This window comes from Bacillus cereus group sp. MG4 (assembly GCF_040460055.1).
Classification (GTDB): domain Bacteria; phylum Bacillota; class Bacilli; order Bacillales; family Bacillaceae_G; genus Bacillus_A; species Bacillus_A wiedmannii.
Map to the genome: position 1 here is coordinate 2,968,883 of NZ_JARVGZ010000001.1, position 21,626 is coordinate 2,990,508.

Sequence of the window (21,626 nt, forward strand, 5' to 3'; positions counted from 1 at the left end):
TTATTTAGGAGGTGTTACTATGACGCATATACTGGTGATTGAAGACAACCCAGATATACAAGAACTGATTCGTGAATTTCTAATGGCACAAAACTTTACTGTTGATGTCGTTGGCGCTGGAACAGAAGGTATTCTTCTTTTCCAAAAAAATTCATACGATCTTGTCCTCCTTGATGTGATGTTACCAGATATAGATGGCTATAGTATTTGTAAAATTATGCGAGGACAATCTGATGTACCGATCATTATGTTAACAGGCTTACATAATGAAGAAAGTGAAATTAAAGGATTTGAGTTAGGTATTGATGACTATATTACGAAACCGTTCCATTACACCGTATTTATTAAACGTGTAGAGGCTGTATTAAGAAGGGCAGCAACAAAGGAAGCAGAAGCTGCAACTATACTACAATTCCATGAATTGATGTTAAATTCTACAGCCTATGCCGCTTATGTTCATGGTAATCAAATTGAATTAACAACAAAAGAATTTGAAATTTTATATACTTTACTGCAAAATCGGGGAAAAGTATTATCAAGAAGTGATTTGCTGAATAAGGTATGGGGCTATGAACATTATGGTGATGTAAGAGTTATAGATACACATATTAAGAACTTAAGAAAAAAATTAGGAATTCCTTATATTAAAACGGTGAAAGGCATTGGCTACAAAATCGAATCGTAGTACAGACAACATCACCAAAAATATTTTCATCAAAACCTTATTATTTTGTATTCTTTTATCACTTTGTCTTTATCAAATTATTTATTTTCTAGCTTCAAACTACGATAAAGAACGTTTTGCAAAAGAAAATGGAGCGCTTTCTACAGAACAAGCGGATTCAGACAAACAAAACGACCAAAGTAAAACGAATCAAAGTAAGGCTGTTTCAGAGAGCATGATTTCCAATTTCCAATCTTCTATTATAGATTATAAAGCACTCTCTACAGCCATAAATCACCTTTTACAGCCTAGCCAAACTGTAAAAGCAAAAGAACATATCCAAAGTAGTGCGGGGAAAAACAGCACTTCTGCTCCACTTACAGAAACGGAAAAGCAAGTCGCTACTAATGATGCCTTACATAAACAAAATGCAGCAAATAACACAAATGATACACAAGATTATCCAAAATTAGCAGATGCACTGCAGCAATTAGCTCCACATATTGGTGCGACAATGCTTGCATTATCTTTACTCGGATCTTTAATTTATACGAAACTAATTGCCAAACCTTTTCAATTTATGAGCGATGCTTTAAAAGATATTATGAATCTTGATTTCTCAGATAAAAAGCTACTTAACAAAAATACAGACCAAACCGATTTTAATTTACAAGTAGCTGCTTCACAGGTTCCGAATATCGTGAAGAATTTACATGCAAGCAATCAAGATTTAAGAAACGAGCTCAAGAGAGAACAACAATTAGAACAATCTCGTAAAGAATTTATGTCTATGGTATCCCATGAATTAAAAACACCAATCGCAGCCGTTATGGGACAACTAGATGGCATGATTCACGGAATTGGAGCTTATAAAGATAGAGATAAATATTTAAAACGTTCCTATGAAATGATGCAAGATATTAACATATTAACGGAAAAAATGTCGGAATTATCCAAAATACAAAATCCTCAATTTAAACCTGATTTAAAAGTTATCTCATTAACTACTATTATTGAGGATGTTATGAAGAAAGTAGAATACTTTGTATCTGTAAAGCAATTAAATGTTCAATCTAACATTAAGCAAGATGTACAAATTTTAGCTGACCCTAAATTTATTCAAACTGCTATTTTTAACATTATTTCAAATGCAATTCATTACACAATTGACCATCAGCATGTATATATAAAGCTTTATGAAAAGCCAAACGGTTATGCATTAGAAGTATTAAATACAGGTTCACAAATTGATGAGGATAAACTCGCCCATTTATTTGAGCCATTCTATCGCGCAAACCCTGGCAAACACGGATTAGTGCAAGGTAGTGGCCTTGGGCTATATATTGTAAAACAAATATTAGATAAACATCAGTTTCCTTATGGGATACAAAACACACCTCAAGGTGTAAAATGTTCTATTGTATTCCCAAAAGCAATGTAAAAAACCTACTACAATTTCATACCCCAAATTCATACTTCGTATGAATGGCGGAATTTTGTAGAGTATCTTACTCTGTTTCGTTCGCCCGTTATCCTTATTTGGATAGCGGGCGTTTTTTATTATTTAAAAGGAGGATCTTCATGGAGAAATTTAAGTATTCATTACTTGTTTTATTCGGAGCTTGTAGCTACGGCGTACTTTCAACTATTTTCAAACTCGGATTCATTGATGGATTTTCAGCACATCAACTATTAGGGGGACAATATGTCTTCGGATGGATCGGGCTTCTTCTGCTCGTTCTTTTCGTTTCACGTCATAAAGTAACAAAAAAGCAATTCTTTTCCTTACTAACAGTTGGCACAACAATGAGTATGACTGGTATCTTCTACGCTATTTCTGTAGAAGAACTACCAGCATCTATCGCTGTTGTCCTACTCTTCCAGTTCACATGGATTGGTGTCGTTATAGAAGCAATCGCTAATCGAACATTACCAAGCCGTGAGAAAGTTATATCTATCATTATTTTATTTACTGGAACATTGTTTGCAGGCGGTGTCTTTGAAGGTCTCGGACAAAACTTTTCCACGAAAGGTATTATCTTTGGTTTATTAGCCGCTGTCTCTTTTTCATTCTATGTTTTTGCAAGTGGGCGTGTTGCTACAGAAGTTCCGCCTTATACGAAAAGCTTTCTTATGACAACAAGCGCTACTCTTATCGTATGCCTATTCTTCCCGCCAACCTTTTTAACGGATGGTGCCCTGCAAGCCGGTCTTTGGAAATACGCTTTCTTCCTCGGATTGTTCGGTGTTGTCGTACCTGTCATTTGTTTTTCAATTGGTGTACCGAAAGTAGGAACAGGACTTAGTACAATACTAGGAGCAGCTGAATTACCAACGGCCATTATCGCTTCTATTACACTTGTACATGAAGTCGTAACCTTCATGCAGTGGATTGGGATACTCTTTATACTACTTGGAATTTTTACTCCTCAGCTGCTTACGGCTAGGAAAGAAAAGAAACATAGTAGCGTGCATAGTGCGTAACAAAAGACCTTTCATGTATTTGAAAGGTCTTTTTCTCTATCTCACTTTACCGCTCCATATAGCTTTTCTATTTCATGCTCAATTTGTTTTACATCAATTCGTTCAAATAGTGGCTGCACACTATCAATTCTATTCGGCAACGTATTTTGAGGCTCCCAATTTCGTTTCACAATCGATAATATGTTTCTAACTCTTTCACTTGAAAATGGTAAAAACGGTTCAAGGAGATTTGCAAAATTAGCGATAAGATACACACAGTTATAAATCGTTTCTTCGCATGAAACTGGATCATCTTCCCTTTGTTTCCAAGGCTGCCTCTCATCAAAGTATTTATTTGCAAAACGTACTGCATCAAATATTGTTTCTAGCGCCACTTTAAATTTAGTTTGCTCAATTGATTCTCCTACATATATATATAATCCTTCTACCTTCTCTTTCAGCTCTTCATTAATAATTCCATTCGGTACAATACCATCATAATACTTTTCAATAAACTTTAATGTCCGGTTCACAAAGTTTCCGTATGCACCTAACAATTCACTATTATGACTGTAAATGAATTCACGCCATGAAAAATCAGTATCACGATTTTCTGGTGCGTTTACTGTTAAAAAGTAACGAATAGAATCTGGATTGTAGCGTTCTAATATGTCAGGCACCCATACTGCCCAGTTTTTACTTGTAGATAACTTTCTTTTTTCAACTGTTAAATATTCATTTGAAACGATATGACGAGGAATTGCGCCTTCTCCTATTCCAAGCAATACCGCTGGCCAAATGATGGAATGAAACGGAATATTATCCTTTCCGTGCACATAATATGTTTTCGCTTCTCTATCCCAAAACTCTTGATCATCTTTCCCTGTTTCTTCAGCCCAATGTTTACTTGCTGAATAATATCCTGTCACAGCTTCAATCCATACGTAAACTTTCTTATCTTCATACCCTTCTACTGGTATCGGTACCCCGATTGGTAAATCACGTGATACGGCCCTATCTTGTAATCCTTCCTTTACATACCTTTCTGTTAGCTGAATCGCATTGTCACGCCATGTTCCTTCTTGTTTTGCGATTTCTACAGCCCTTTTAATTTGCTCCTGAAATGTATGCAATGCGAAATAGAAATGCTCTGTTTCCTGTATCGATGGCTTACTACCGCATAACTTACATTTCTTTTCTAACAAATCGAGTGGATCTAAAATAGCTGAACACGCATCGCATTGATCTCCTCTTGCTGCTTCATGGCAATGTGGGCAAATGCCTTCTACATAACGATCAGGTAAAAACTGCGTACACGTTTCACAATACGCTTGTTCCACTGTTTTTTTGTAAATATAGCCTTCTTCTAATAAACGTAAAAAGACATTTTGAACAGTTTCATGATGGTGCTCACTATCTGTACGTGTATAGCAATCATACGTAAAACCAAGTTTATGAAAACATCGCTGGAATTCTTCATGATACTTATCAGCAATTTCCTTCGCCGTCACCCCTTCTTGTTTTGCCCTAATTGCAATCGGTGTTCCATTACAATCACTTCCCGAAACATACAACACATTCTCACCTTTTGCCCGGTAATAACGTGCTAAAATATCTCCAGGTAACAAACTCGCAATATGTCCAAGATGTAACGAGCCATTTGCATACGGCCAAGCGCCTCCAATAAAAATACTCATCTTACATTCCTCCTTTTAAATATAAAAAAGCCCCACCCTTATCTTAAAAAAGATAAGGGCGGGGCTGTATAAACAGTCGCGGTACCACCTTATTTCGCCAATTACTCACATAATTAGCCTTAACAAGTACGGAGCTATATGCTCTTATACTGTGATTTTGATAACGAGTACCAACTCTCGTCGCCGCCTACTATTATCATTTGATAAGTTCAGGACGAAGCTCAAAGGCCATTGTTCAAATGAATATTCTTGCTTCTTCTCAGCTACCGAAGCTCTCTGGAAAGAATGGTTTCATCCTACTTTTCCTTTTCAACGCTTTTATATAACATGTATTTTACGACTTAATCACAGAAAAATCAAACTTTTATTCAGAAAGAAAAGGAAATCCCATCCCCCTGCCGAATAACTATACGTTCACAAAAGGAGTGATACGATTGAATCAAAAACAACTAAGCACACGTAATGAAAAAAGCTGGAATGCAGCTGCTTATGAAGCTTGGACGAATCGCCACGGGGCACCAGCCGATTATGCAAAAAAGCTTATGGAAGATCCCGTGCGCGAGGTAGATCACTATTTACCCTACATACAATCTCCAAAAGGAAAACATATTATTAATTTACTCGGTTCAAAAGGCAATAAAGCCGTTGCTCTTGCTCTTTTAGGAGCAGACGTAACAGTTGTTGATATTTCGGCAAGTAATGCAAAATATGCAAATGAACTTGCTGAAGCAGCCGGTGTCTCTATCCAGTATGTCGTATCTGATGTATTAAATGTACAGCTCTCCGAATCATTTGATATCGTATTGCTGGAACTTGGTGTACTCCATTACTTTCTAGATTTAAAACCACTCTTCCAAAAAATCGCTACCTTACTTAAGCGAGATGGAATGCTTATCCTTCGTGACTATCATCCTGTTTACACGAAATTATTAGGAGTAGATCACCCATCATTTCGGGCCAATGGAAATTATTTCGATGAAGAATTGATTGAAGATGATGTTGCTTATAGCATCCTTCTTACAGAAGCGCAGAAAGAATCATTGCCTAAAACAACCATCCGTCGCTGGACGCTAGGAGAAATTATTACAACACTTGCGGAAGAACATTTTAAAATTGAAAAACTAGTTGAAGAACACGGGTCTCATCAAAGGTGGGTCTTCCCTTCTACTGCACCGGAAGAAATTGAAGATCGTGTGCCTGGTTTATATACATTAATTGCGACAGCATGCAAAAAAGGATCCCTTCACGGATAGGATCCTTTTTGCATGCTCACGCATATAAGTTGAGGTTGGAGATTACCATAATTCTGTAGAATAGGACACAAGATATTTCAACATTTCGTCTCTGACTTACGTCGTCAAAAAGGGGTATGACCAACATAACGAAGAGTAATGTTATAGTTGATACTGATAATCGTTATCAACTAATTAGAAGTATACATGATGTTATTTCAAATTACAATAGCATTTCTCATTTTTATTTATGAACTTTTTGATATACAAATGTATACATTTTAAGAACATTTACTCATATTAATCTGCCATCTTCCATTATCTGCTATAATTTTCATTGAACAGATTAATAACTTCATAATGATGTTTTATTAATGTCGTTCTTAATATTTATAAATCATAATAAATAGTTTTTAAAGGTAGGGGTAACGATGAAATATGTTAGTATTCGCAAAAAACTACTGTTCACACTCTTAAGCATTTCTTCTTTATTTAGTATTGCTCTTATTGTTATTCTTTCATTCGCTATGAACCAAGCAAGCGAAATTGAAACGTTAAAAAATGATGTATCAAAACGAGCAACAATTTTAAAAGAACGTGGTGATTGGTTCCAAGCACAAGTTGCCGGTTTACAAGAATATTTACTGTCACATGATCAAAAAGGATTGGATAAATTCAACCGAGAAGGAAAAAAACTTGCTGATACTAGAGAGAAGGTAACAAGTGATAAAAAACTCCCAGAAGGAATGAAAGAAGCGATTTTAATGGGAGCAAAATGGCGAAGCGTCATAGATAATGAAGTCCTCCCTCTCGCTCGCGAAGGAAAATGGGACGAAGCATCCAAAATCGCTTTAGCTCAAACCGATTATGTAAACGATCTTTTAAGTCGTTTTACTAAATATGCAAATGAAGAAAATGATAAACGTGACGCATTAATTGCTGACGTAGAGTCTTCTTCATCTCTTATTCAATATATTATTTTCTTCTCACTCATTACATGTACGTTAACATCTATTTTATTAGCATGGTGGTTCTCTGGTAAACTCGTTAAACCGATACGACAAATTGATGAGAAATTAAAAGAATTAGCCTCTCAAGATGGCGATTTAACTGCTAGATTACACGTAACGAGTAAAGATGAAATTGGTGATATCGCCAATTCCTTTAATCAAATGCTCGCTAACTTACAACGTATCATAAAACAAGTGCAACAAACATCAACAAGTGTAAAAGAAGCGTCTGAAAATGTGTTTATTGAAACAACTGCGTCTATGGAAAATACAGCAAAAACGCAAGAAACTATGAATGCTCTTGAGCATAATATTCGCTCACAAGTTTCTAGCATCGAAGAAAGTTCAACTGCAATGGACGATATGACAACGAGTGTTCAGCGTATTGCAGAATCTGCCTCCTCTGTTGCTAGCCTAGCTGTTACAACTTCAGAAAAAGCAGATAGTGGGAATAAAGTCATTGAGAAATCTATTACACAAATGCATACAATTAACGAAGCTGTTAACGCTACATCACAAGTAGTAGAGCGACTCATTACACATACAAATCATATTGATACTGCACTTCAATCCATTTCTAATATCGCGGAACAAACGAATTTGCTCGCTTTAAATGCTTCCATTGAAGCAGCACGTGCTGGCGAACACGGAAAAGGCTTCGCAGTTGTTGCCGATGAAGTACGAAAACTTGCTGAACAATCTCAGCTAGCAGCAACTGACATTAACCATTTACTTCATCAAATTCAAGCTGACACAAAAATAGCAAATGAAATGATGACACAAGGTCAGTCAGAGGCTTCGGAAGGAATTACAGTCATTCGTACCGCTGGATCTTCATTCTCGGAAATTGTTAACCACATTAACAAAGTCTCTACACAAATGCAAGAAATGTCTGCAACTGCTGAAGAAATGGCCGCAAGTTCAGAAGAAATGAATGCAGCTTTAAATAACATCGCCTCTATTTCAAATGAAGTTGCCGCCGAAACATCACAAACAGCAACTTCGGCTGGTGACCAAGTAAATAAAATGAGTGTCGTTGCTAAAAAAGCTTCTGAAATGAAAACGACCGTACAAGAACTTGAAGTTCTCGTTTCCCATTTCAAAACAAACGTTTAAAGCGAAATTTTCATTTATACTTCTATGATATCCAAATTATTAAAAAGAGAGATTTACAGTCTCTCTTTTTTCACCTTAAAATATCTCTTTCTATCTCCCATTCCGTCTGCTATAATTCCTAAAGGAAAGAAGAAAGCTTTGTTCCAGATGGAGTAAAGCTTTCTTTCAATTTTTTAAATTTATTAATTCTAATACTAAGATTTCACAAAGGAGGCTTTTTATCATATGAATTTTATTAGCATTCGAAAAAAACTTATGTTCATGATGGGAACGATTTGCGCTTTATTTGGAATCGCCTTAGCTTTTATTTTATTTTTTGCTATTGACCAATCTCGTAAAGCTGAAGCTTTACAAAAAGAAATTTCTCCCCTTGCAACAGAATTGAAAGAACGTGGAGACGCTTATCAAGTACAACTTTCTGCTTTAAGAGGTTATTTATTACAACATGATCAAGTCGAATTAGACAAGTTTAATGAGATGAGTAAACGTCTGGAGGATTCAAAAGATAAACTTCTTTCTAATCCAAATATTTCTCAATCCGTGAAAGATACAATGGAATCAGGATCCACTTGGAGAAAATTTATTGAAGAAAAAGTTTTCACCCTTGCAAAAGAACAAAAGTGGGAAGAGGCTTTACAAGTAGCTTATGCAGAAAATGGTACTGTGTATAAAGTAATTGGGGACTTCACAAATTACAGTAATGAACAAGCTAAGTTACGTGATCAATCTATCAAAAAAATTGATCAATCTTCACTACAAATTGAATATGTTATCTTCTTATCACTTGTTATTTGTATTATCGTAGCTATCATTCTTGCATGGTGGTTCTCTGGTAAACTTGTGAAACCAATTCAACAAATTGATAGTAAGCTAAAAGAATTATCATCTCAAGAAGGTGACTTAACAGCTCGCCTACAAGTAAATAGTAATGATGAAATTGGTACGATCGCAACATCATTTAATAAAATGTTAGAAAACCTACAACATATCATCAATCGTGTGCAAAAAACATCTGTAGAAGTACAAAACGCTTCTGAAAATATGCTAGAAAAGACGAATATATCACGCGAAGCAACAATAAGAGTTCAAAGCTCGATGTCTAGCTTAAATGCGAGTATTCAATCTCAAGCCTCTAGCATGGAAGAAAGCTCAACGGCAATGGACGATATGGCAGTGAGCGTTCAGCGCATTGCTGAATCTGCCACATCTGTAACTGAGCTTGCTGTAGTTACATCTGAACAAGCTAACGACGGAAGTACTGTTATTCAAAAATCCGTTTCACAAATGACAACGATACACGACGCGGTAAATGCTACGTCAGAAGTGGTCGAACGTCTAATCACCCACACGAAATATATTGATACAGCTGTTCAATCTATTTCTAATATCGCAGAACAAACAAACTTACTTGCTTTAAATGCATCTATCGAAGCAGCTCGTGCTGGCGAACAAGGAAAAGGCTTCGCTGTCGTAGCTGACGAAGTTCGAAAACTTGCTGAACAATCTAAAACAGCGGCAACAGATATTAACCAATTACTACATCAAATTCAACAAGATACTGAAACTGCGAGTTCTATGATGTCACAAGGTCGTTCGGAAGCATTTGAAGGCATTCATGTCATTCGTGAAGCTGGCAATTCTTTCACAACGATTGTAGAACAAGTAAATAAAGTATCTACTCAAATGCAAGACATCTCAGCAACCGCTGAGGAAATGGCTGCAAGCGCTGAAGAAATGAACGCTTCACTGAATAACATCGCTTCTATTTCGACTGAAGTATCTAGTGAAACAGCAGCAACAGCACAATCTGCTGAGCAAAAGGTCATTACTATGAATGAGATGACTGTAACTGCTAGACAAATGAAACAAACAGTTCAAGAATTAGATCAACTCGTATCTCATTTCAAAACTGAATAGCTTTCAAAAAATATTCCTCTTTCAAGAGGAATATTTTTTTGAGCTCATTCCCTGCATATTATATATATATCCGTTATAATGAGAATCGATATCATTAATATGTAGGGGGTGCTACACATGTCACAACAAGCATTTGAAGAAAAGTTATATGCAAACTTAGAAGCTGTTATTGATCCTGAACTAGGTGTTGATATTGTTAATCTTGGATTAGTTTATGACGTTACAGCAGATGAAAATAATAATGCTGTCATTACAATGACAATGACTTCTATCGGTTGTCCAATGGCTGGGCAAATTGTATCAGACGTTAAAAAAGTATTATCAACGAACGTACCTGAAGTCAATGAAATAGAAGTAAATGTCGTTTGGAATCCGCCCTGGTCTAAAGAACGCATGTCACGTATGGCGAAAATCGCATTAGGTATTCGCGACTAAATAAAGAAAGACCTGACATCCTAGTCAGGTCTTTTTCTCTTATTATTTTACGCCTACTGCATCATAAGCTTTCGTTACAGCTTGTACAGCTTTAGAGTTTTGACCATATAAATCTTCAGCTGACTGAAGTGCAGCTTGACGCATCATCTTAAAGTCAGAGTTTGCAGTTAAATATTTCGTAAGAGCACGGTAATAAATTTTTTCTGTCGCTTCACGGCCTACTCCAGTTACTTTCACGCCGTAATGCTCTCCGCCATCAGATACTAAATATGCAGCTTTATTGTTAATACTACTGTTAATATGAACGCCGCCATTATCAGCTGTTCCAGTGTAGCGTTTATTGTAATGATCTGGGTAACCTTCACCTGGTTTTAATGGGTTTGGAATAGATGCTGGATCTTTCAGAGAACGAAGTGCATCACCAGGTTTTCCAGGTGTATAAATGTCAGCACCTAAATCCCAGCTCTTCTTCTCAACCATGACACCCATAATATCAGATAACGATTCATTTAACGCACCTGACTCATTTTTATAAACAAGGTTTGCTGTATGTTCAGTTACAGCATGCGTTAATTCATGACCGATAACATCTAGTCCAGCAGATAATGGAATAAACGTCGTACCATCGCCATCACCATACATCATTTGCACACCGTTCCAAGCTGCGTTATTCCAGCTTTCTCCAACGTGAACAGTAGAAATCAGCTTCGCACCTTTATCATCGAAGGAGTTACGATTAAATGTCTTTTTATAGTAATCATATACTTTCCCTGCATTTACATGCGCATCAACTGCAGCCTTATCTTCGAAGAACTTAGATTTACTTTCCACTTCTTCTCCTGTATATCCAAGCCATTGTGAGAATAAGTTAAACAAGTTTTCATCCATATTTTCTGCATCAAATGTATGAACACCTTGTCCTCGTTTCCCATCAAATAAGTTGAACGCTCCTGTTTTTTCATCTTGAGCAATTTCAAACGATTGTCTCTCGCCTAATACTCCGTAACCAAATCCTGTAATGTGATCTACAGCATTATATTTCTCAATCACATTTCCATTCGTTGCATCAACAAAGTAATGCCAATATCCTGGAGCTGGTTTTGAAATTGATGCCTTAACTAAATATGCAAGATAGTAGTTTCCATCTTTTTCATACACAAATAAGTCTTTTTTCACACCGTCATAATTCTTTACTTTACCAACTTCTTTTTCAATATCTGCCTTTGCAATTGTTTCTGCTTGTTCTGCACTAATCTTTGCAAACGCAGGAATATTTTTATCCTCTAAATTCGGTATAACTTGTCCGAAGAATGCTTTTACATTATTTTCTTTATCTAGTGTAACAGTTTGATCTGAACCATACACAGGAATGTTATTATGTTTTTCAACTAACTTCACGTGTGTTGTGCCAGATTCAGTATCTTTTTCTTCCCCAACGACATTGAAATGTTTATCAATATTTCCCGCTAATTTGAACATATCTTTCTTACTCTCTAAATATTGAAAGACCGTTTCTTTTTTATCTAGTCCTTCTGGTGCTTTCCATTCTTCACCTATGTATGCAGGCGTTTTAAATTCTTGATGGTATTGAACTTTTTGTTCTTCCGCTTTCGTTGTCGTTGCTCCAAATGTTCCAAATCCCCCGGCGATAACAGTTAACGCTAATGCTGATGAAATGACTTGCTTTTTCACTATAACATTCCCCATTCCCATACAGATTTTTGACACTTTTATACAATTCTTATTTTCCAGGCTAATACCTTTTTCTAAATATTGAGAAAGTTTTTTCTGACAATTCCACTCAAAAAAAGAGGACATCCATTCGATGTCCTCTTTCCCATAAACATTCTATTATTTTTTCAATTCAATCGCTAAATAGTGTGATTGCTCTTTCGCTGCAATATGAACATCTTCTTCTACCGCTTCTGCCGCATCACGCATAACAAGTGTCTCACCATTTATTACACTACTGCCTTCAATTTGTACAAGATACAATTGACGGCCTTCTTTCACCGGAAAATGAATTTCTTTTCCAGCATCTAACGATAAAGAATATAAATTCGCATCTTGGTGAATTTGAATTGGTGCCCCGCCTTCTAGTGGCGATACCATGTGAAACCATTCGTTTTCACGCTTGCTCCAATCAAATGTAAACTCACCATAGTTTGGTTTATGATCTGCATGATCTGGTAAAATCCAAATTTGTAATAAACGTAGTGTTTCATTTCCTAAATTATGCTCACTATGAAATACACCTGTGCCAGCACTCACATATTGAACATGTCCTCGCTCAATTGTTCCGCGGTTCCCCATGCTATCCTCATGTGTTAAAGCACCATCTACAACGTACGAAATGATTTCCATATCGCGGTGCGGATGCATATCAAAACCAGTTTGCGGTGCTACTAAGTCATCATTAATTACACGCAATGCTCCAAAGTTCATGTTATTCGGGTTATAGTAATTCGCAAAGGAAAAATGAAAATGTGTATTTAACCAGCCATGATTTGCTCTTCCCATATTTTTATGATCAACTTTTCTAAACATATCCTTCACCTCATATTATCTCGAATTCAAGATTTATTTCAAAATTTTTCTCACTGTAATTTTTTTAGTAATTGTAATAATTGATGTTGTTCTTCTACATTTAAATTTTGAAACTGCTCTGCTTGGAATGTTTCTTGAGGCGGGACGATTTCTTCATATAAAGCTCTTCCCTTTTCTGTTAACGAAATATATTTTGTAGTACCTTCTTGTTCACGACGAATCCACTCCAGCTGCTCCATTTTATTTAAAAGCTGCGTGATATTTCCCTTCGTAACAAATAGCTTATTTCCAAGCTCTTGTTGCGTTAAACGATCATGTCCTCCAACTTGAGCTAGTACATCAAACTGAGCGGCAGATACATTCCATTCTTTCAAATGCTGATTCGTCTCACGAATACTTTTGTTATAAAAACGTGATAAACGAAACCATAATAATAATCCGAGCCTATCTTCTGTTTTCATTCTATCACCTCGCTCGTTTTATAACATTAGTTTAGAACTAAACTTCATGAAAGTCAATCACTTATTTTTAGTAAGCAACAAAGAAAGCACAGCGCCATTGCTCCACTATGCTTTACATTAACTTTCTATTTTTATATTCATCTAACTTCCTTTCCGCGAACTTCCTCGCATCTTTCTCAATCCATCTATCTTCGTACAATTCACTTCCAACATACAATACTTCCCTCTTATGCTGCATCGCATGGCGAAATTCATGCAGTAGCGTTTTGAGCACCTGCTCATACTCTTCCCACATACAAACAAAAATTAATTGTTTTTCTTTATGATAAAAACCGCCTACTGGGAATAAAAATTCCTCTTCTTCTTCTCCTAATGATAAAAGTACATGATTCGCATCACACGTATCACAAAAAATAACTGGCGTTTTACATACTTCAATTAGTGAAAACAAATCATCTCTAAGCCTTTTGACATCCCAAGGAAGCTCCGAATCCAACACATACCAATTCTCCGCCTGTTGATATACATTTTGAAACTGGAGTTCCATTTTTTCTATAATCCCCTTTCCAAACTCCCTTTTCCTATATGTATGCCACAATATGTAAAATATTAAACCTACTCTTTCCCCTTTCGAAAAATGACAATAAAAAAAGAATCTATGTCAGCATAGATTCTTTTTACGTAATCACTTTTTTTTCATCACTTTTTTTAATACAAAGTAACCAATTGCACAAACAATAGCAGCAAGTGCAAAGTATTTCACATATGGCCCAGCTACTTTATTAATACTTTCCCACTCTGTTCCTAATTTAAAACCTAAATATACAAATACAATTGACCATGGAATAACAGCTAATGTAGTTAGCGTAATAAACTTAGCATGTGACATTTTTGCAATACCCGCTGGTATCGAAATAGCATGACGCACAACAGGAATAAAACGCGCTGTAAAAATAACACCAGTCCCGTAACGATTAAACCAATCTTCAGCATAATCAATATGTTTCTTCTGAATTAAAATATATTTTCCATATCGCTCAAGAACAGGTCTTCCTCCGTATCGACCGATCCAATAAATGAATAGTTGTGCGATTACACCACCAATTGTACCGAACGCGACAGCGCCCCAAAACGTAATGCTTCCTGTTGATACTAAATAACCTGCATAAGATAATACGATTTCACTTGGGATAACCTCTAGCATCAATCCAAGCATAATTCCCCAATAACCAAGTCCTTCTAGAAAAACTAAAACGGAATGAATCAACTCTCCTAACATCATGTACCTCTCTTTACTGTTTTCATTGCAAAAAATAAAAGTACAAGCAATAAATATCTTGTACTTTTATTTTTTTAAAATTAGTTAGTCTTCGTATCCCACTTAAAGATTTTATTTAAAAATTTATATACATTCTTTGACTCTTTCGTCAAAAGTGGACCTAAGATGGATAGTATAAGCACGTATAGTGCTGAGAATGGTTTCAGTACTGACATTAAACCACCGGCGATACCGATATTGGCCATAATGATGGAGAATTCTCCTCTTGAAACGATTGTTAATCCAATATTTGTTGACGCTTTATGAGATAATCCAGCTTGTCGTCCTGCAATCATCCCTGCTACAAAGTTTCCGATGATTGTAAGAAGTACAGCACCTAACGTTAACCATATCGCTCCGCCTAATGAGAACGGATCAATACTTAATCCGAAACTGAAGAAGAAAATAGCCCCGAAAAAGTCTCTAAATGGAACAACGAGATGTTCAATTCTGTCACTATGCTCTGTCTCAGAGAAAACTAATCCTAAAAGAAGTGCTCCAATTGCTTCGGCAACGTGAATTGTTTCCGAGAAACCTGCAATAAAGAATAACGAAGCAAATACTACAATAATGAAAATTTCATCCGAACTAATATTAAGCAATTTATTTAATAACGGCGTCGCCTTTCTAGCTACAATAAAGAATAGAAGCATGTATCCTAAAGCAATTCCAATTGAAGTAAGAGCACCTAGGAAGGAAGCGTGATCCCCTAGAACTAAACCAGAGACAACTGATAAATATACAGCAAGGAATATATCTTCGAACATAATAATTCCTAAAATTAATTCGGTCTCATTATTACCAGTTCTTCTTAAATCCACTAACACCTTTGCAACGATAGCGCTAGAAGAAATCGTAATAATACCCGCAATAATTAAGATTTCTAGTAAAGGGAATCCCATTATAAATCCGTATAATAACCCAAGTGAAAAGTTAATTAAAATATAGATCGTTCCGCCAATCGCAATAGAACGTCCAGATTTAATTAGTTTTTTCATCGAAAACTCTAGGCCTAGATAGAACAGAAGAAACAGAACCCCAATCCGTCCAAGGAAGGAAATGACACTTGCACTTTCAATAAACTTGAAATCGATAACACCTATTGTCGGCGCGTGTGGCCCTACTAACATTCCAAGAACAATTAGAAACGGAATTACTGAGAATTTAAACTTTCCAGCAATTACTGCCGCAATTGCAACTAATACTAACGCTGTACCAACTTCAAAAATTAACGTATCCATCTAGTCAGTCCCCCTATTCGAAAGTAACTCATTAATAATCTTTTTAATTTCTTCTCTCTCGCCTGAAACTACAAGCATATCGCCTTCTTCAATTACCGTTTCTGGCCCTGGATTAAATAGCTTTTTCATATTCTTTTTCATAACTGCAATGATCGTTACGCTATAGTTTTTTCTTATTTCAAGATCACCAATTGTTTTTCCGATTGCTGGAGCTGCATTCTCCACTTTGAACCACTCAATCGCTAAACCTTCAAAGACCATTTCAACATTTTCTAATGCTCTAGGTTTGTATACCATTCCACCTAATATTGCTGCAATTTGTCTCGCCTCTGAGTCACGTAATGAAATACTTGAGATGCTTTCTTCATGATCTGAATCAAAATGATACATTTCTCTACGCCCATCATCATGAATGACAATCACCATTTTTTCGTTACCTTTCGTAACGATTTGAAATTTATAACCAATACCCGGAAGTTCACTTTCTCTAATATTCATATTTAGCTCCTCCATAACTTCTTTATTTAAATTTTCTGTTTTTCTGTTTTTTTGTTCATCCAATCAACTTTAGAAATTCTAACCATTCAGGATACCTGTGACTTGGAAATCTTTTATTGTAATAATAAGTGGCTCCTAAAAAGATACTTACAGATGTAATGATAAAAAATATATTACTTCTCATTTTCAAACTCTTAAGGCTTACTTTCAATAAAGTTTCTTCTTTCAAATTATCCCCTCTTTTTCGCTTTACATTTAGTTTTTTAAAATGTAAATAATTCTAAAAATATTACGATGTAACATAATCATAACATAAAATACATTTAAGTAACATAATTTTTTAGAAAAATTGATTCTCGTATATTTTTTGCATATAATTTTCTTATTACGAAAAAAAGGAAGTGTATTATATGGTTGATATCTTTAGCAGATTCCTTGAGGTAACGAATAATATTTTATGGTCATATATTCTTATTGCAATGCTAATCGGCTTCGGTCTTTATTTCTCTTTCAAATTAAAATTTGTCCAAATTACTCATTTCGGTGAGATGGTCAGTTTAATTAGTAAAGGATTTAATCGAAAAGAAAAAAAGAAAGATAGCATCTCTCCATTCCAAGCATTTTGCTTAAGTGCAGCGGCACGTATTGGTATCGGAAACTTAGCTGGTGTAGCATTAGCCATTTCAATGGGTGGACCCGGCGCAATATTTTGGATGTGGTTTATCGCTATCCTTGGAGCAGCTACTAGTTTCGTAGAATGTACGCTCGCGCAAATTTATAAAGTAAAAGATGGAAGCAGGTTCCGTGGTGGGCCAGCATATTACATGGAAAAAGGATTAAATAAACGCTGGATGGGTGTTTGGTTTTCACTTCTTATTACAGTTGCGTACGGATTAATTTTTAATTCTGTACAAGCAAACACAGTAACAATAGCATTTGAAAATGCTTTCGGACTAGAGCGAACGATCGTAGGAGCTCTATTAGCTTTATTAGTTGCAGTTATTATTTTCGGTGGTATCAAGAGCATTTCACGTATTACAGAAATGATTGTTCCTCCAATGGCAATTATTTATATTGGTGTGGCAATTTTTGTTGTTATTAACAACTTCACTATGTTACCAAGCATTTTCACAGAAATATTTAACAGCGCATTTGGTTTAGACCAAGCAGTCGCTGGTGGTATTGGAGCAGCAATCAAGTTCGGAATTCAGCGAGGTTTATTCGCAACAGAAGCTGGTATGGGTAGCTCTCCTAACGCAGCTGCAACATCAGATGTATCTCACCCTGTAAAACAAGGACTTGTTCAAGCATTAGGTGTTTTCGTAGATACATTCTTAGTATGTACATCAACAGCGTTTATCGTATTATGTTCTGGACTTTACAAAGGATCAAATTTAGAAGGTATTGAATTAACACAACAAGCATTAAGTTCACAAATTGGACCGTGGGCAAGTACTTTCTTAGCGATTATTATTTTCCTATTCGCTTTCAGTTCCTTACTAGGAAACTACTATTATGGTGAAACAAATATCGCATTCATTAAAGAAAGCAAAACATGGTTACTGATTTATCGTGTTGCAGTTGTCGGAATGGTGTTCTTCGGATCGATCGCTGCCCTTCAAACGGTTTGGAGTTTAGCTGATTTCTTTATGGGACTAATGGTATTCACAAACTTAATTGCCATCTCATTCCTTAGCAAATTCGCCTACGCAGCATTAGTAGACTATATTAAGCAAAAGAAACAAGGAAAAGATCCTGTCTTCGTTGCAAGTTCTATCCCTGGCTTACAGAATACAGAGTGCTGGGATGGACAGGATGTAGAAGAAAATAAGCAAGCAGTATAATAATTAAAAGCAGAAGCTATATATATCAAATAAAAATCCCTATTACTCCACAGTAATAGGGATTTTTATTTATAACAGTTCATAATTTGTTCAAATTAATTCCAGCAAAAGGGTTGATTTATACAAATTACTAGATTATAATAATTATAAATTAGTAATTGATATAACATAACAACTCAAAAGGAGATTGATCATAATGAACAAACAAGTAATCGAAGTATTAAACAAACAAGTAGCAGACTGGAGCGTTTTATTCACAAAACTACACAACTTCCATTGGTACGTAAAAGGACCTCAATTCTTCACACTACATGAAAAATTTGAAGAGCTTTACACAGAATCAGCTACTCACATCGATGAAATTGCAGAACGTATTTTAGCAATTGGCGGCAAACCAGTAGCAACAATGAAAGAATATTTAGAACTATCTTCTATTCAAGAAGCAGCATACGGAGAAACTGCAGAAGGAATGGTTGAAGCAATCATGAAAGACTACGAAATGATGCTAGTAGAACTAAAAAAAGGCATGGAAATCGCTCAAAACTCTGATGACGAAATGACATCTGACCTACTACTAGGCATCTACACAGAACTAGAAAAACACGCTTGGATGCTACGTGCGTTCTTGAATCAATAATAGATTAAAAGCGGAAGCGGCTCGCTCAGAGTCGCTTTTTTCTATGAAGTGGTCGCATTCAATGGTACATGAAATTATATCAACGATTTTTCAAATATATCGACGATAACTCACAATATATCAACGATTTTTTCATTATATCGACGATTCGACATAGGATATCGACTTACCGACAAAACACGACAATATTAGCACCCCTCTCCTCTACTTTTATCAATATATTACAATCCCTTTTATGTTAAAATATAGGTAACACCCTTTAGTAAAATAGATCCAAAAAAGCTTTTCCATATTCATCATTTACTACTTAAATGGCGGGAGTGGTTCAGTTGAAAGACTACTTAATTAGAGCACTTTTTGCGTTAATAACAGTTGGGATTGTCTTACTTATAGCTAATATTTTCAATATACGTATCGAAGTGAAAGACTATGCTTTCCTCGTTGTTGTAGCAATTGGTGGCGGCTGGGGTGGCTGGTACCTGTATAAAAAACAAAGTAATCAAAGTGATAAAGGCATTCCAAAGTAATACGGAATGCCTTCTTTTATTGCCGCCTATAATAAATAATAAAATTCAAACCGCTAATACAGCCAATCGCAATACACATGCTAAAACTCTGTGCATCCCCAGCTAGACTATACTCATCAACGATAAACCCAGACATAAACAACGTTATCGCGGCAACACCGATACATAATATCGAAATAAACCAAAGTGAAAATTCAGTAATCAGCTCTTTCTTCTGTCTCAAAACAATTAACATAACAAGAATAGATGCTGCTAATATACTGTTGAAAACCTTTCTTAAATACACAAACTCCTCCATCTATTTCTCCTTTTTCCAAAACATCATATCTCAAAATTAACATATTTAACCAAATTAAAAACACATGCCTTTTCAAGATAAAATGACATGTGTTTCCGAAAATCTCTATAAAATTGTATTATGATAGTTGCTTCCACTTCGTCCCTAAAACAGGACGCTCATAATTTTGTATTGCATGAATTAGTTTATCTGCCGTATCAGCTGAAACGATCAACTCTTTATTTGATGGATTCATAAATCCTTCTTCCGCTGCACGTTCAACCATTTGCAGGATTGGTCCATAAAAGTCTTTTATATTCAATAAACCAACCGGCTTATTATGTATACCAATTTGTGACCAACATACTACTTCAAATAGCTCTTCAAACGTTCCGTATCCGCCTGGTAATGCAATGAAAGCATCCGCAAGCTCTGCCATTTTCGCTTTACGTTCGTGCATTGTTTCTACTTCAATTAATTCTGTTAATCCTGTATGAACAATTTCTCCTCGGAATAGACCACGCGGCATAACACCTGTTACACGTCCGCCTAAACGAAGGACTTCATTTGCCACTTCTCCCATTAATCCAACACATGAACCACCGTATACAAGCTCATAGTCGTTCTCAACAAACATTTTTCCTAACGCTATTGCCTGCTCTTTAAATTCTGGTCTCTCCCCTAAGTTGGAACCTGCAAACACACAAATCTTTCTCATTTCTACACCCCGAAACTATATATTGTTATGATACAATGAACATTGTACAACATATTGAAGGGATGAGGAAGAAATGGATATCGTCGCATTTCAAAGATGGGTGGAGGAATTTTACGAAAAACGAAGCTGGTCACAGTATAATTCCTTTATTCGCTTAAATTTCTTAACAGAGGAAGTTGGAGAAGTTTCACGCGTTGTTCGCGCAATCGAAATTGGCCGTGATCGTCCTGACGAAAAAGTGAAGACAGAAGAAGAGCTAAAACAAGAGTTAAAAGAAGAACTTGGTGATGTACTATCTAACCTTATTATTCTTTCACAAAAATATGATTTAGATTTACAAGACATTATGGAGGCACACGTTACAAAGCTTTCGAAAAGGTTCGAAGTATCCAAATGAGAATATTATCAATTATGGTATAATATTCTTGTCACAATACTAAGGGGGATTTTATGTTATCTAAAAAATTGCACGACGCATTAAACGATCAAATGAACTTTGAATTTTACTCTGCCCACGCTTATATGGCGATGGCTGCTTACTGTACGGCGGAGAGCTATGATGGATTCGCTAATTTTTTCCTTGTACAAGCTGAAGAAGAACGTTTCCACGCAATGAAGATTTACAACTACATTAATGACCGCGGTGAGCGCGCTATTATTACTGGATTTGATAATCCAAATAACAAATACGAATCTGTACTAAACGCTTTTGAAGTAGCACTTGAGCACGAGCGTGAAGTAACGAAGCGTATTTACAACTTATCTGATATCGCTTGGGATGAGCGTGAGCATGCAACAATTACATTCTTAAAATGGTTCGTCGATGAGCAAGTAGAAGAAGAATCTTCATTCGATAGCATCATCCAAAAATTAAAACGTATTACAAGCGATTCAAACGCACTATTTATGCTAGATGCTGAATTAGAGAAACGTACATTTACGCCTCCAGCTGAGTAGTATTTCAATCACCTTAATGAATGTATTAAGGTGATTTTTTTATTTGCTTTCTATCTTAAAATCACCT

Annotated in this window: 22 protein-coding genes and 1 other annotated feature; of the genes, 12 read left to right on the plus strand and 10 right to left on the minus strand. The window is 35.8% G+C overall.

Features of this window, described 5'->3' with window-relative positions; all coding sequences use genetic code 11:
- The first annotated feature begins 19 nt into the window (after positions 1–19).
- The 3 genes from QCI41_RS15805 to QCI41_RS15815 all read left to right on the plus strand — a co-directional run bounded on the left by QCI41_RS15805 (position 20) and on the right by QCI41_RS15815 (position 3,148).
- The gene (locus QCI41_RS15805; protein ID WP_000148835.1) at positions 20–685 is read left to right on the plus strand and encodes a response regulator transcription factor; all 666 of its coding nucleotides are present in this window, start codon (positions 20–22) and stop codon (positions 683–685) included.
- Entirely contained in the window at positions 663–2,105 is a 1,443-nt protein-coding gene (locus QCI41_RS15810; RefSeq protein ID WP_353837135.1) for a sensor histidine kinase, read from the plus strand. Before QCI41_RS15805 ends, QCI41_RS15810 begins: the two co-directional genes overlap by 23 nt.
- Positions 2,106–2,245: 140 nt before the next feature.
- Entirely contained in the window at positions 2,246–3,148 is a 903-nt protein-coding gene (locus tag QCI41_RS15815) for an EamA family transporter (RefSeq protein ID WP_097857026.1), read from the plus strand.
- A gap of 41 nt (positions 3,149–3,189) precedes the next feature.
- Here QCI41_RS15815 and metG read toward each other — a convergent pair whose 3' ends face one another.
- Positions 3,190–4,824, minus strand: coding sequence for a methionine--tRNA ligase (metG, locus tag QCI41_RS15820; RefSeq protein WP_353837134.1), 1,635 nt, complete (start codon positions 4,822–4,824; stop codon positions 3,190–3,192).
- A gap of 51 nt (positions 4,825–4,875) precedes the next feature.
- Positions 4,876–5,146: a binding site (T-box leader), on the minus strand.
- A 112-nt stretch (positions 5,147–5,258) separates the two neighbouring features.
- Here metG and QCI41_RS15825 point away from each other — a divergent pair.
- From QCI41_RS15825 to QCI41_RS15840, 4 genes are all read left to right on the plus strand, one after another.
- A complete protein-coding gene (locus tag QCI41_RS15825) occupies positions 5,259–6,077 on the plus strand; it encodes a class I SAM-dependent methyltransferase (RefSeq protein WP_353837133.1) in 819 nt (272 codons plus the stop codon).
- A gap of 410 nt (positions 6,078–6,487) precedes the next feature.
- Positions 6,488–8,182: a methyl-accepting chemotaxis protein gene (locus QCI41_RS15830; RefSeq protein ID WP_353837132.1), complete on the plus strand. Its 1,695-nt coding sequence runs from the start codon at positions 6,488–6,490 to the stop codon at positions 8,180–8,182.
- A gap of 225 nt (positions 8,183–8,407) precedes the next feature.
- A complete protein-coding gene (locus QCI41_RS15835) occupies positions 8,408–10,099 on the plus strand; it encodes a methyl-accepting chemotaxis protein (protein ID WP_353837131.1) in 1,692 nt (563 codons plus the stop codon).
- A 117-nt stretch (positions 10,100–10,216) separates the two neighbouring features.
- Positions 10,217–10,534: a metal-sulfur cluster assembly factor gene (locus tag QCI41_RS15840; protein ID WP_000082523.1), complete on the plus strand. Its 318-nt coding sequence runs from the start codon at positions 10,217–10,219 to the stop codon at positions 10,532–10,534.
- Positions 10,535–10,576: 42 nt separating this feature from the next.
- Here the strand turns inward: QCI41_RS15840 and nprB are convergent, their stop codons facing one another.
- The 7 genes from nprB to QCI41_RS15875 all read right to left on the minus strand — a co-directional run bounded on the left by nprB (position 10,577) and on the right by QCI41_RS15875 (position 16,599).
- Entirely contained in the window at positions 10,577–12,226 is a 1,650-nt protein-coding gene (nprB, locus tag QCI41_RS15845; RefSeq protein WP_199713529.1) for a neutral protease NprB, read from the minus strand.
- A gap of 159 nt (positions 12,227–12,385) precedes the next feature.
- Positions 12,386–13,081: a pirin family protein gene (locus QCI41_RS15850; RefSeq protein ID WP_353837130.1), complete on the minus strand. Its 696-nt coding sequence runs from the start codon at positions 13,079–13,081 to the stop codon at positions 12,386–12,388.
- Positions 13,082–13,131: 50 nt separating this feature from the next.
- Positions 13,132–13,542, minus strand: a complete 411-nt coding sequence (locus tag QCI41_RS15855; RefSeq protein ID WP_000845457.1) for a MarR family winged helix-turn-helix transcriptional regulator — start codon at positions 13,540–13,542, stop codon at positions 13,132–13,134.
- 112 nt (positions 13,543–13,654) lie between these two features.
- Entirely contained in the window at positions 13,655–14,089 is a 435-nt protein-coding gene (locus QCI41_RS15860; RefSeq protein WP_353837129.1) for a DUF3920 family protein, read from the minus strand.
- A 138-nt stretch (positions 14,090–14,227) separates the two neighbouring features.
- On the minus strand, positions 14,228–14,821 hold the full coding sequence (gene uptA, locus QCI41_RS15865) for an undecaprenyl phosphate transporter UptA (protein ID WP_000900216.1): 594 nt from the start codon (positions 14,819–14,821) through the stop codon (positions 14,228–14,230).
- An 80-nt stretch (positions 14,822–14,901) separates the two neighbouring features.
- Positions 14,902–16,101, minus strand: coding sequence for a cation:proton antiporter (locus tag QCI41_RS15870; protein WP_000380218.1), 1,200 nt, complete (start codon positions 16,099–16,101; stop codon positions 14,902–14,904).
- Positions 16,102–16,599 carry a cation:proton antiporter regulatory subunit gene (locus QCI41_RS15875; RefSeq protein WP_001026067.1) on the minus strand — a complete coding sequence of 166 codons (498 nt, stop codon included), beginning with the start codon at positions 16,597–16,599 and terminating at the stop codon, positions 16,102–16,104. It abuts the gene before it with no gap.
- 410 nt (positions 16,600–17,009) lie between these two features.
- On the opposite strand from QCI41_RS15875, the gene QCI41_RS15880 reads away from it, so the two are divergent.
- The 3 genes from QCI41_RS15880 (at position 17,010) to QCI41_RS15890 (ending at position 19,607) form a co-directional block, all read left to right on the plus strand.
- Complete coding sequence (locus tag QCI41_RS15880; RefSeq protein ID WP_353837128.1) at positions 17,010–18,443, plus strand: alanine/glycine:cation symporter family protein; 1,434 nt, start codon at positions 17,010–17,012, stop codon at positions 18,441–18,443.
- Between the two features lie 196 nt (positions 18,444–18,639).
- Positions 18,640–19,080 (plus strand): Dps family protein, encoded by a 441-nt coding sequence (locus QCI41_RS15885; protein ID WP_001041897.1) that lies wholly within the window; start codon positions 18,640–18,642, stop codon positions 19,078–19,080.
- 329 nt (positions 19,081–19,409) lie between these two features.
- On the plus strand, positions 19,410–19,607 hold the full coding sequence (locus QCI41_RS15890) for a hypothetical protein (RefSeq protein ID WP_098374165.1): 198 nt from the start codon (positions 19,410–19,412) through the stop codon (positions 19,605–19,607).
- 16 nt (positions 19,608–19,623) lie between these two features.
- Here the strand turns inward: QCI41_RS15890 and QCI41_RS15895 are convergent, their stop codons facing one another.
- Together QCI41_RS15895 and QCI41_RS15900 are read right to left on the minus strand one after the other, a co-directional pair.
- Complete coding sequence (locus QCI41_RS15895; RefSeq protein ID WP_353837127.1) at positions 19,624–19,905, minus strand: hypothetical protein; 282 nt, start codon at positions 19,903–19,905, stop codon at positions 19,624–19,626.
- Between the two features lie 118 nt (positions 19,906–20,023).
- The gene (locus tag QCI41_RS15900) at positions 20,024–20,602 is read right to left on the minus strand and encodes an LOG family protein (RefSeq protein ID WP_483299048.1); all 579 of its coding nucleotides are present in this window, start codon (positions 20,600–20,602) and stop codon (positions 20,024–20,026) included.
- Between the two features lie 73 nt (positions 20,603–20,675).
- On the opposite strand from QCI41_RS15900, the gene QCI41_RS15905 reads away from it, so the two are divergent.
- Positions 20,676–20,999, plus strand: coding sequence for a MazG nucleotide pyrophosphohydrolase domain-containing protein (locus tag QCI41_RS15905; protein WP_000355764.1), 324 nt, complete (start codon positions 20,676–20,678; stop codon positions 20,997–20,999).
- 53 nt (positions 21,000–21,052) lie between these two features.
- The gene (locus QCI41_RS15910) at positions 21,053–21,559 is read left to right on the plus strand and encodes a ferritin (protein WP_353837126.1); all 507 of its coding nucleotides are present in this window, start codon (positions 21,053–21,055) and stop codon (positions 21,557–21,559) included.
- The last annotated feature ends 67 nt before the right edge of the window (positions 21,560–21,626 follow it).

What these genes read in the sequence shown, in the direction of transcription:
- QCI41_RS15875 (WP_001026067.1), bottom strand. Translation starts at nt 16,599, where the DNA reads ATGAATATTAGAGAAAGTGAACTTCCGGGTATTGGTTATAAATTTCAA.
- QCI41_RS15815 (WP_097857026.1), top strand. Translation starts at nt 2,246, where the DNA reads ATGGAGAAATTTAAGTATTCATTACTTGTTTTATTCGGAGCTTGTAGC.
- QCI41_RS15885 (WP_001041897.1), top strand. Translation starts at nt 18,640, where the DNA reads ATGAACAAACAAGTAATCGAAGTATTAAACAAACAAGTAGCAGACTGG.
- QCI41_RS15830 (WP_353837132.1), top strand. Translation starts at nt 6,488, where the DNA reads ATGAAATATGTTAGTATTCGCAAAAAACTACTGTTCACACTCTTAAGC.
- QCI41_RS15840 (WP_000082523.1), top strand. Translation starts at nt 10,217, where the DNA reads ATGTCACAACAAGCATTTGAAGAAAAGTTATATGCAAACTTAGAAGCT.
- QCI41_RS15855 (WP_000845457.1), bottom strand. Translation starts at nt 13,542, where the DNA reads ATGAAAACAGAAGATAGGCTCGGATTATTATTATGGTTTCGTTTATCA.
- QCI41_RS15860 (WP_353837129.1), bottom strand. Translation starts at nt 14,089, where the DNA reads ATGGAACTCCAGTTTCAAAATGTATATCAACAGGCGGAGAATTGGTAT.
- QCI41_RS15835 (WP_353837131.1), top strand. Translation starts at nt 8,408, where the DNA reads ATGAATTTTATTAGCATTCGAAAAAAACTTATGTTCATGATGGGAACG.
- QCI41_RS15900 (WP_483299048.1), bottom strand. Translation starts at nt 20,602, where the DNA reads ATGAGAAAGATTTGTGTGTTTGCAGGTTCCAACTTAGGGGAGAGACCA.
- QCI41_RS15870 (WP_000380218.1), bottom strand. Translation starts at nt 16,101, where the DNA reads ATGGATACGTTAATTTTTGAAGTTGGTACAGCGTTAGTATTAGTTGCA.
- QCI41_RS15910 (WP_353837126.1), top strand. Translation starts at nt 21,053, where the DNA reads ATGTTATCTAAAAAATTGCACGACGCATTAAACGATCAAATGAACTTT.
- metG (WP_353837134.1), bottom strand. Translation starts at nt 4,824, where the DNA reads ATGAGTATTTTTATTGGAGGCGCTTGGCCGTATGCAAATGGCTCGTTA.
- uptA (WP_000900216.1), bottom strand. Translation starts at nt 14,821, where the DNA reads ATGTTAGGAGAGTTGATTCATTCCGTTTTAGTTTTTCTAGAAGGACTT.
- QCI41_RS15905 (WP_000355764.1), top strand. Translation starts at nt 20,676, where the DNA reads ATGGATATCGTCGCATTTCAAAGATGGGTGGAGGAATTTTACGAAAAA.
- QCI41_RS15805 (WP_000148835.1), top strand. Translation starts at nt 20, where the DNA reads ATGACGCATATACTGGTGATTGAAGACAACCCAGATATACAAGAACTG.
- QCI41_RS15880 (WP_353837128.1), top strand. Translation starts at nt 17,010, where the DNA reads ATGGTTGATATCTTTAGCAGATTCCTTGAGGTAACGAATAATATTTTA.
- QCI41_RS15850 (WP_353837130.1), bottom strand. Translation starts at nt 13,081, where the DNA reads ATGTTTAGAAAAGTTGATCATAAAAATATGGGAAGAGCAAATCATGGC.
- QCI41_RS15895 (WP_353837127.1), bottom strand. Translation starts at nt 19,905, where the DNA reads ATGGAGGAGTTTGTGTATTTAAGAAAGGTTTTCAACAGTATATTAGCA.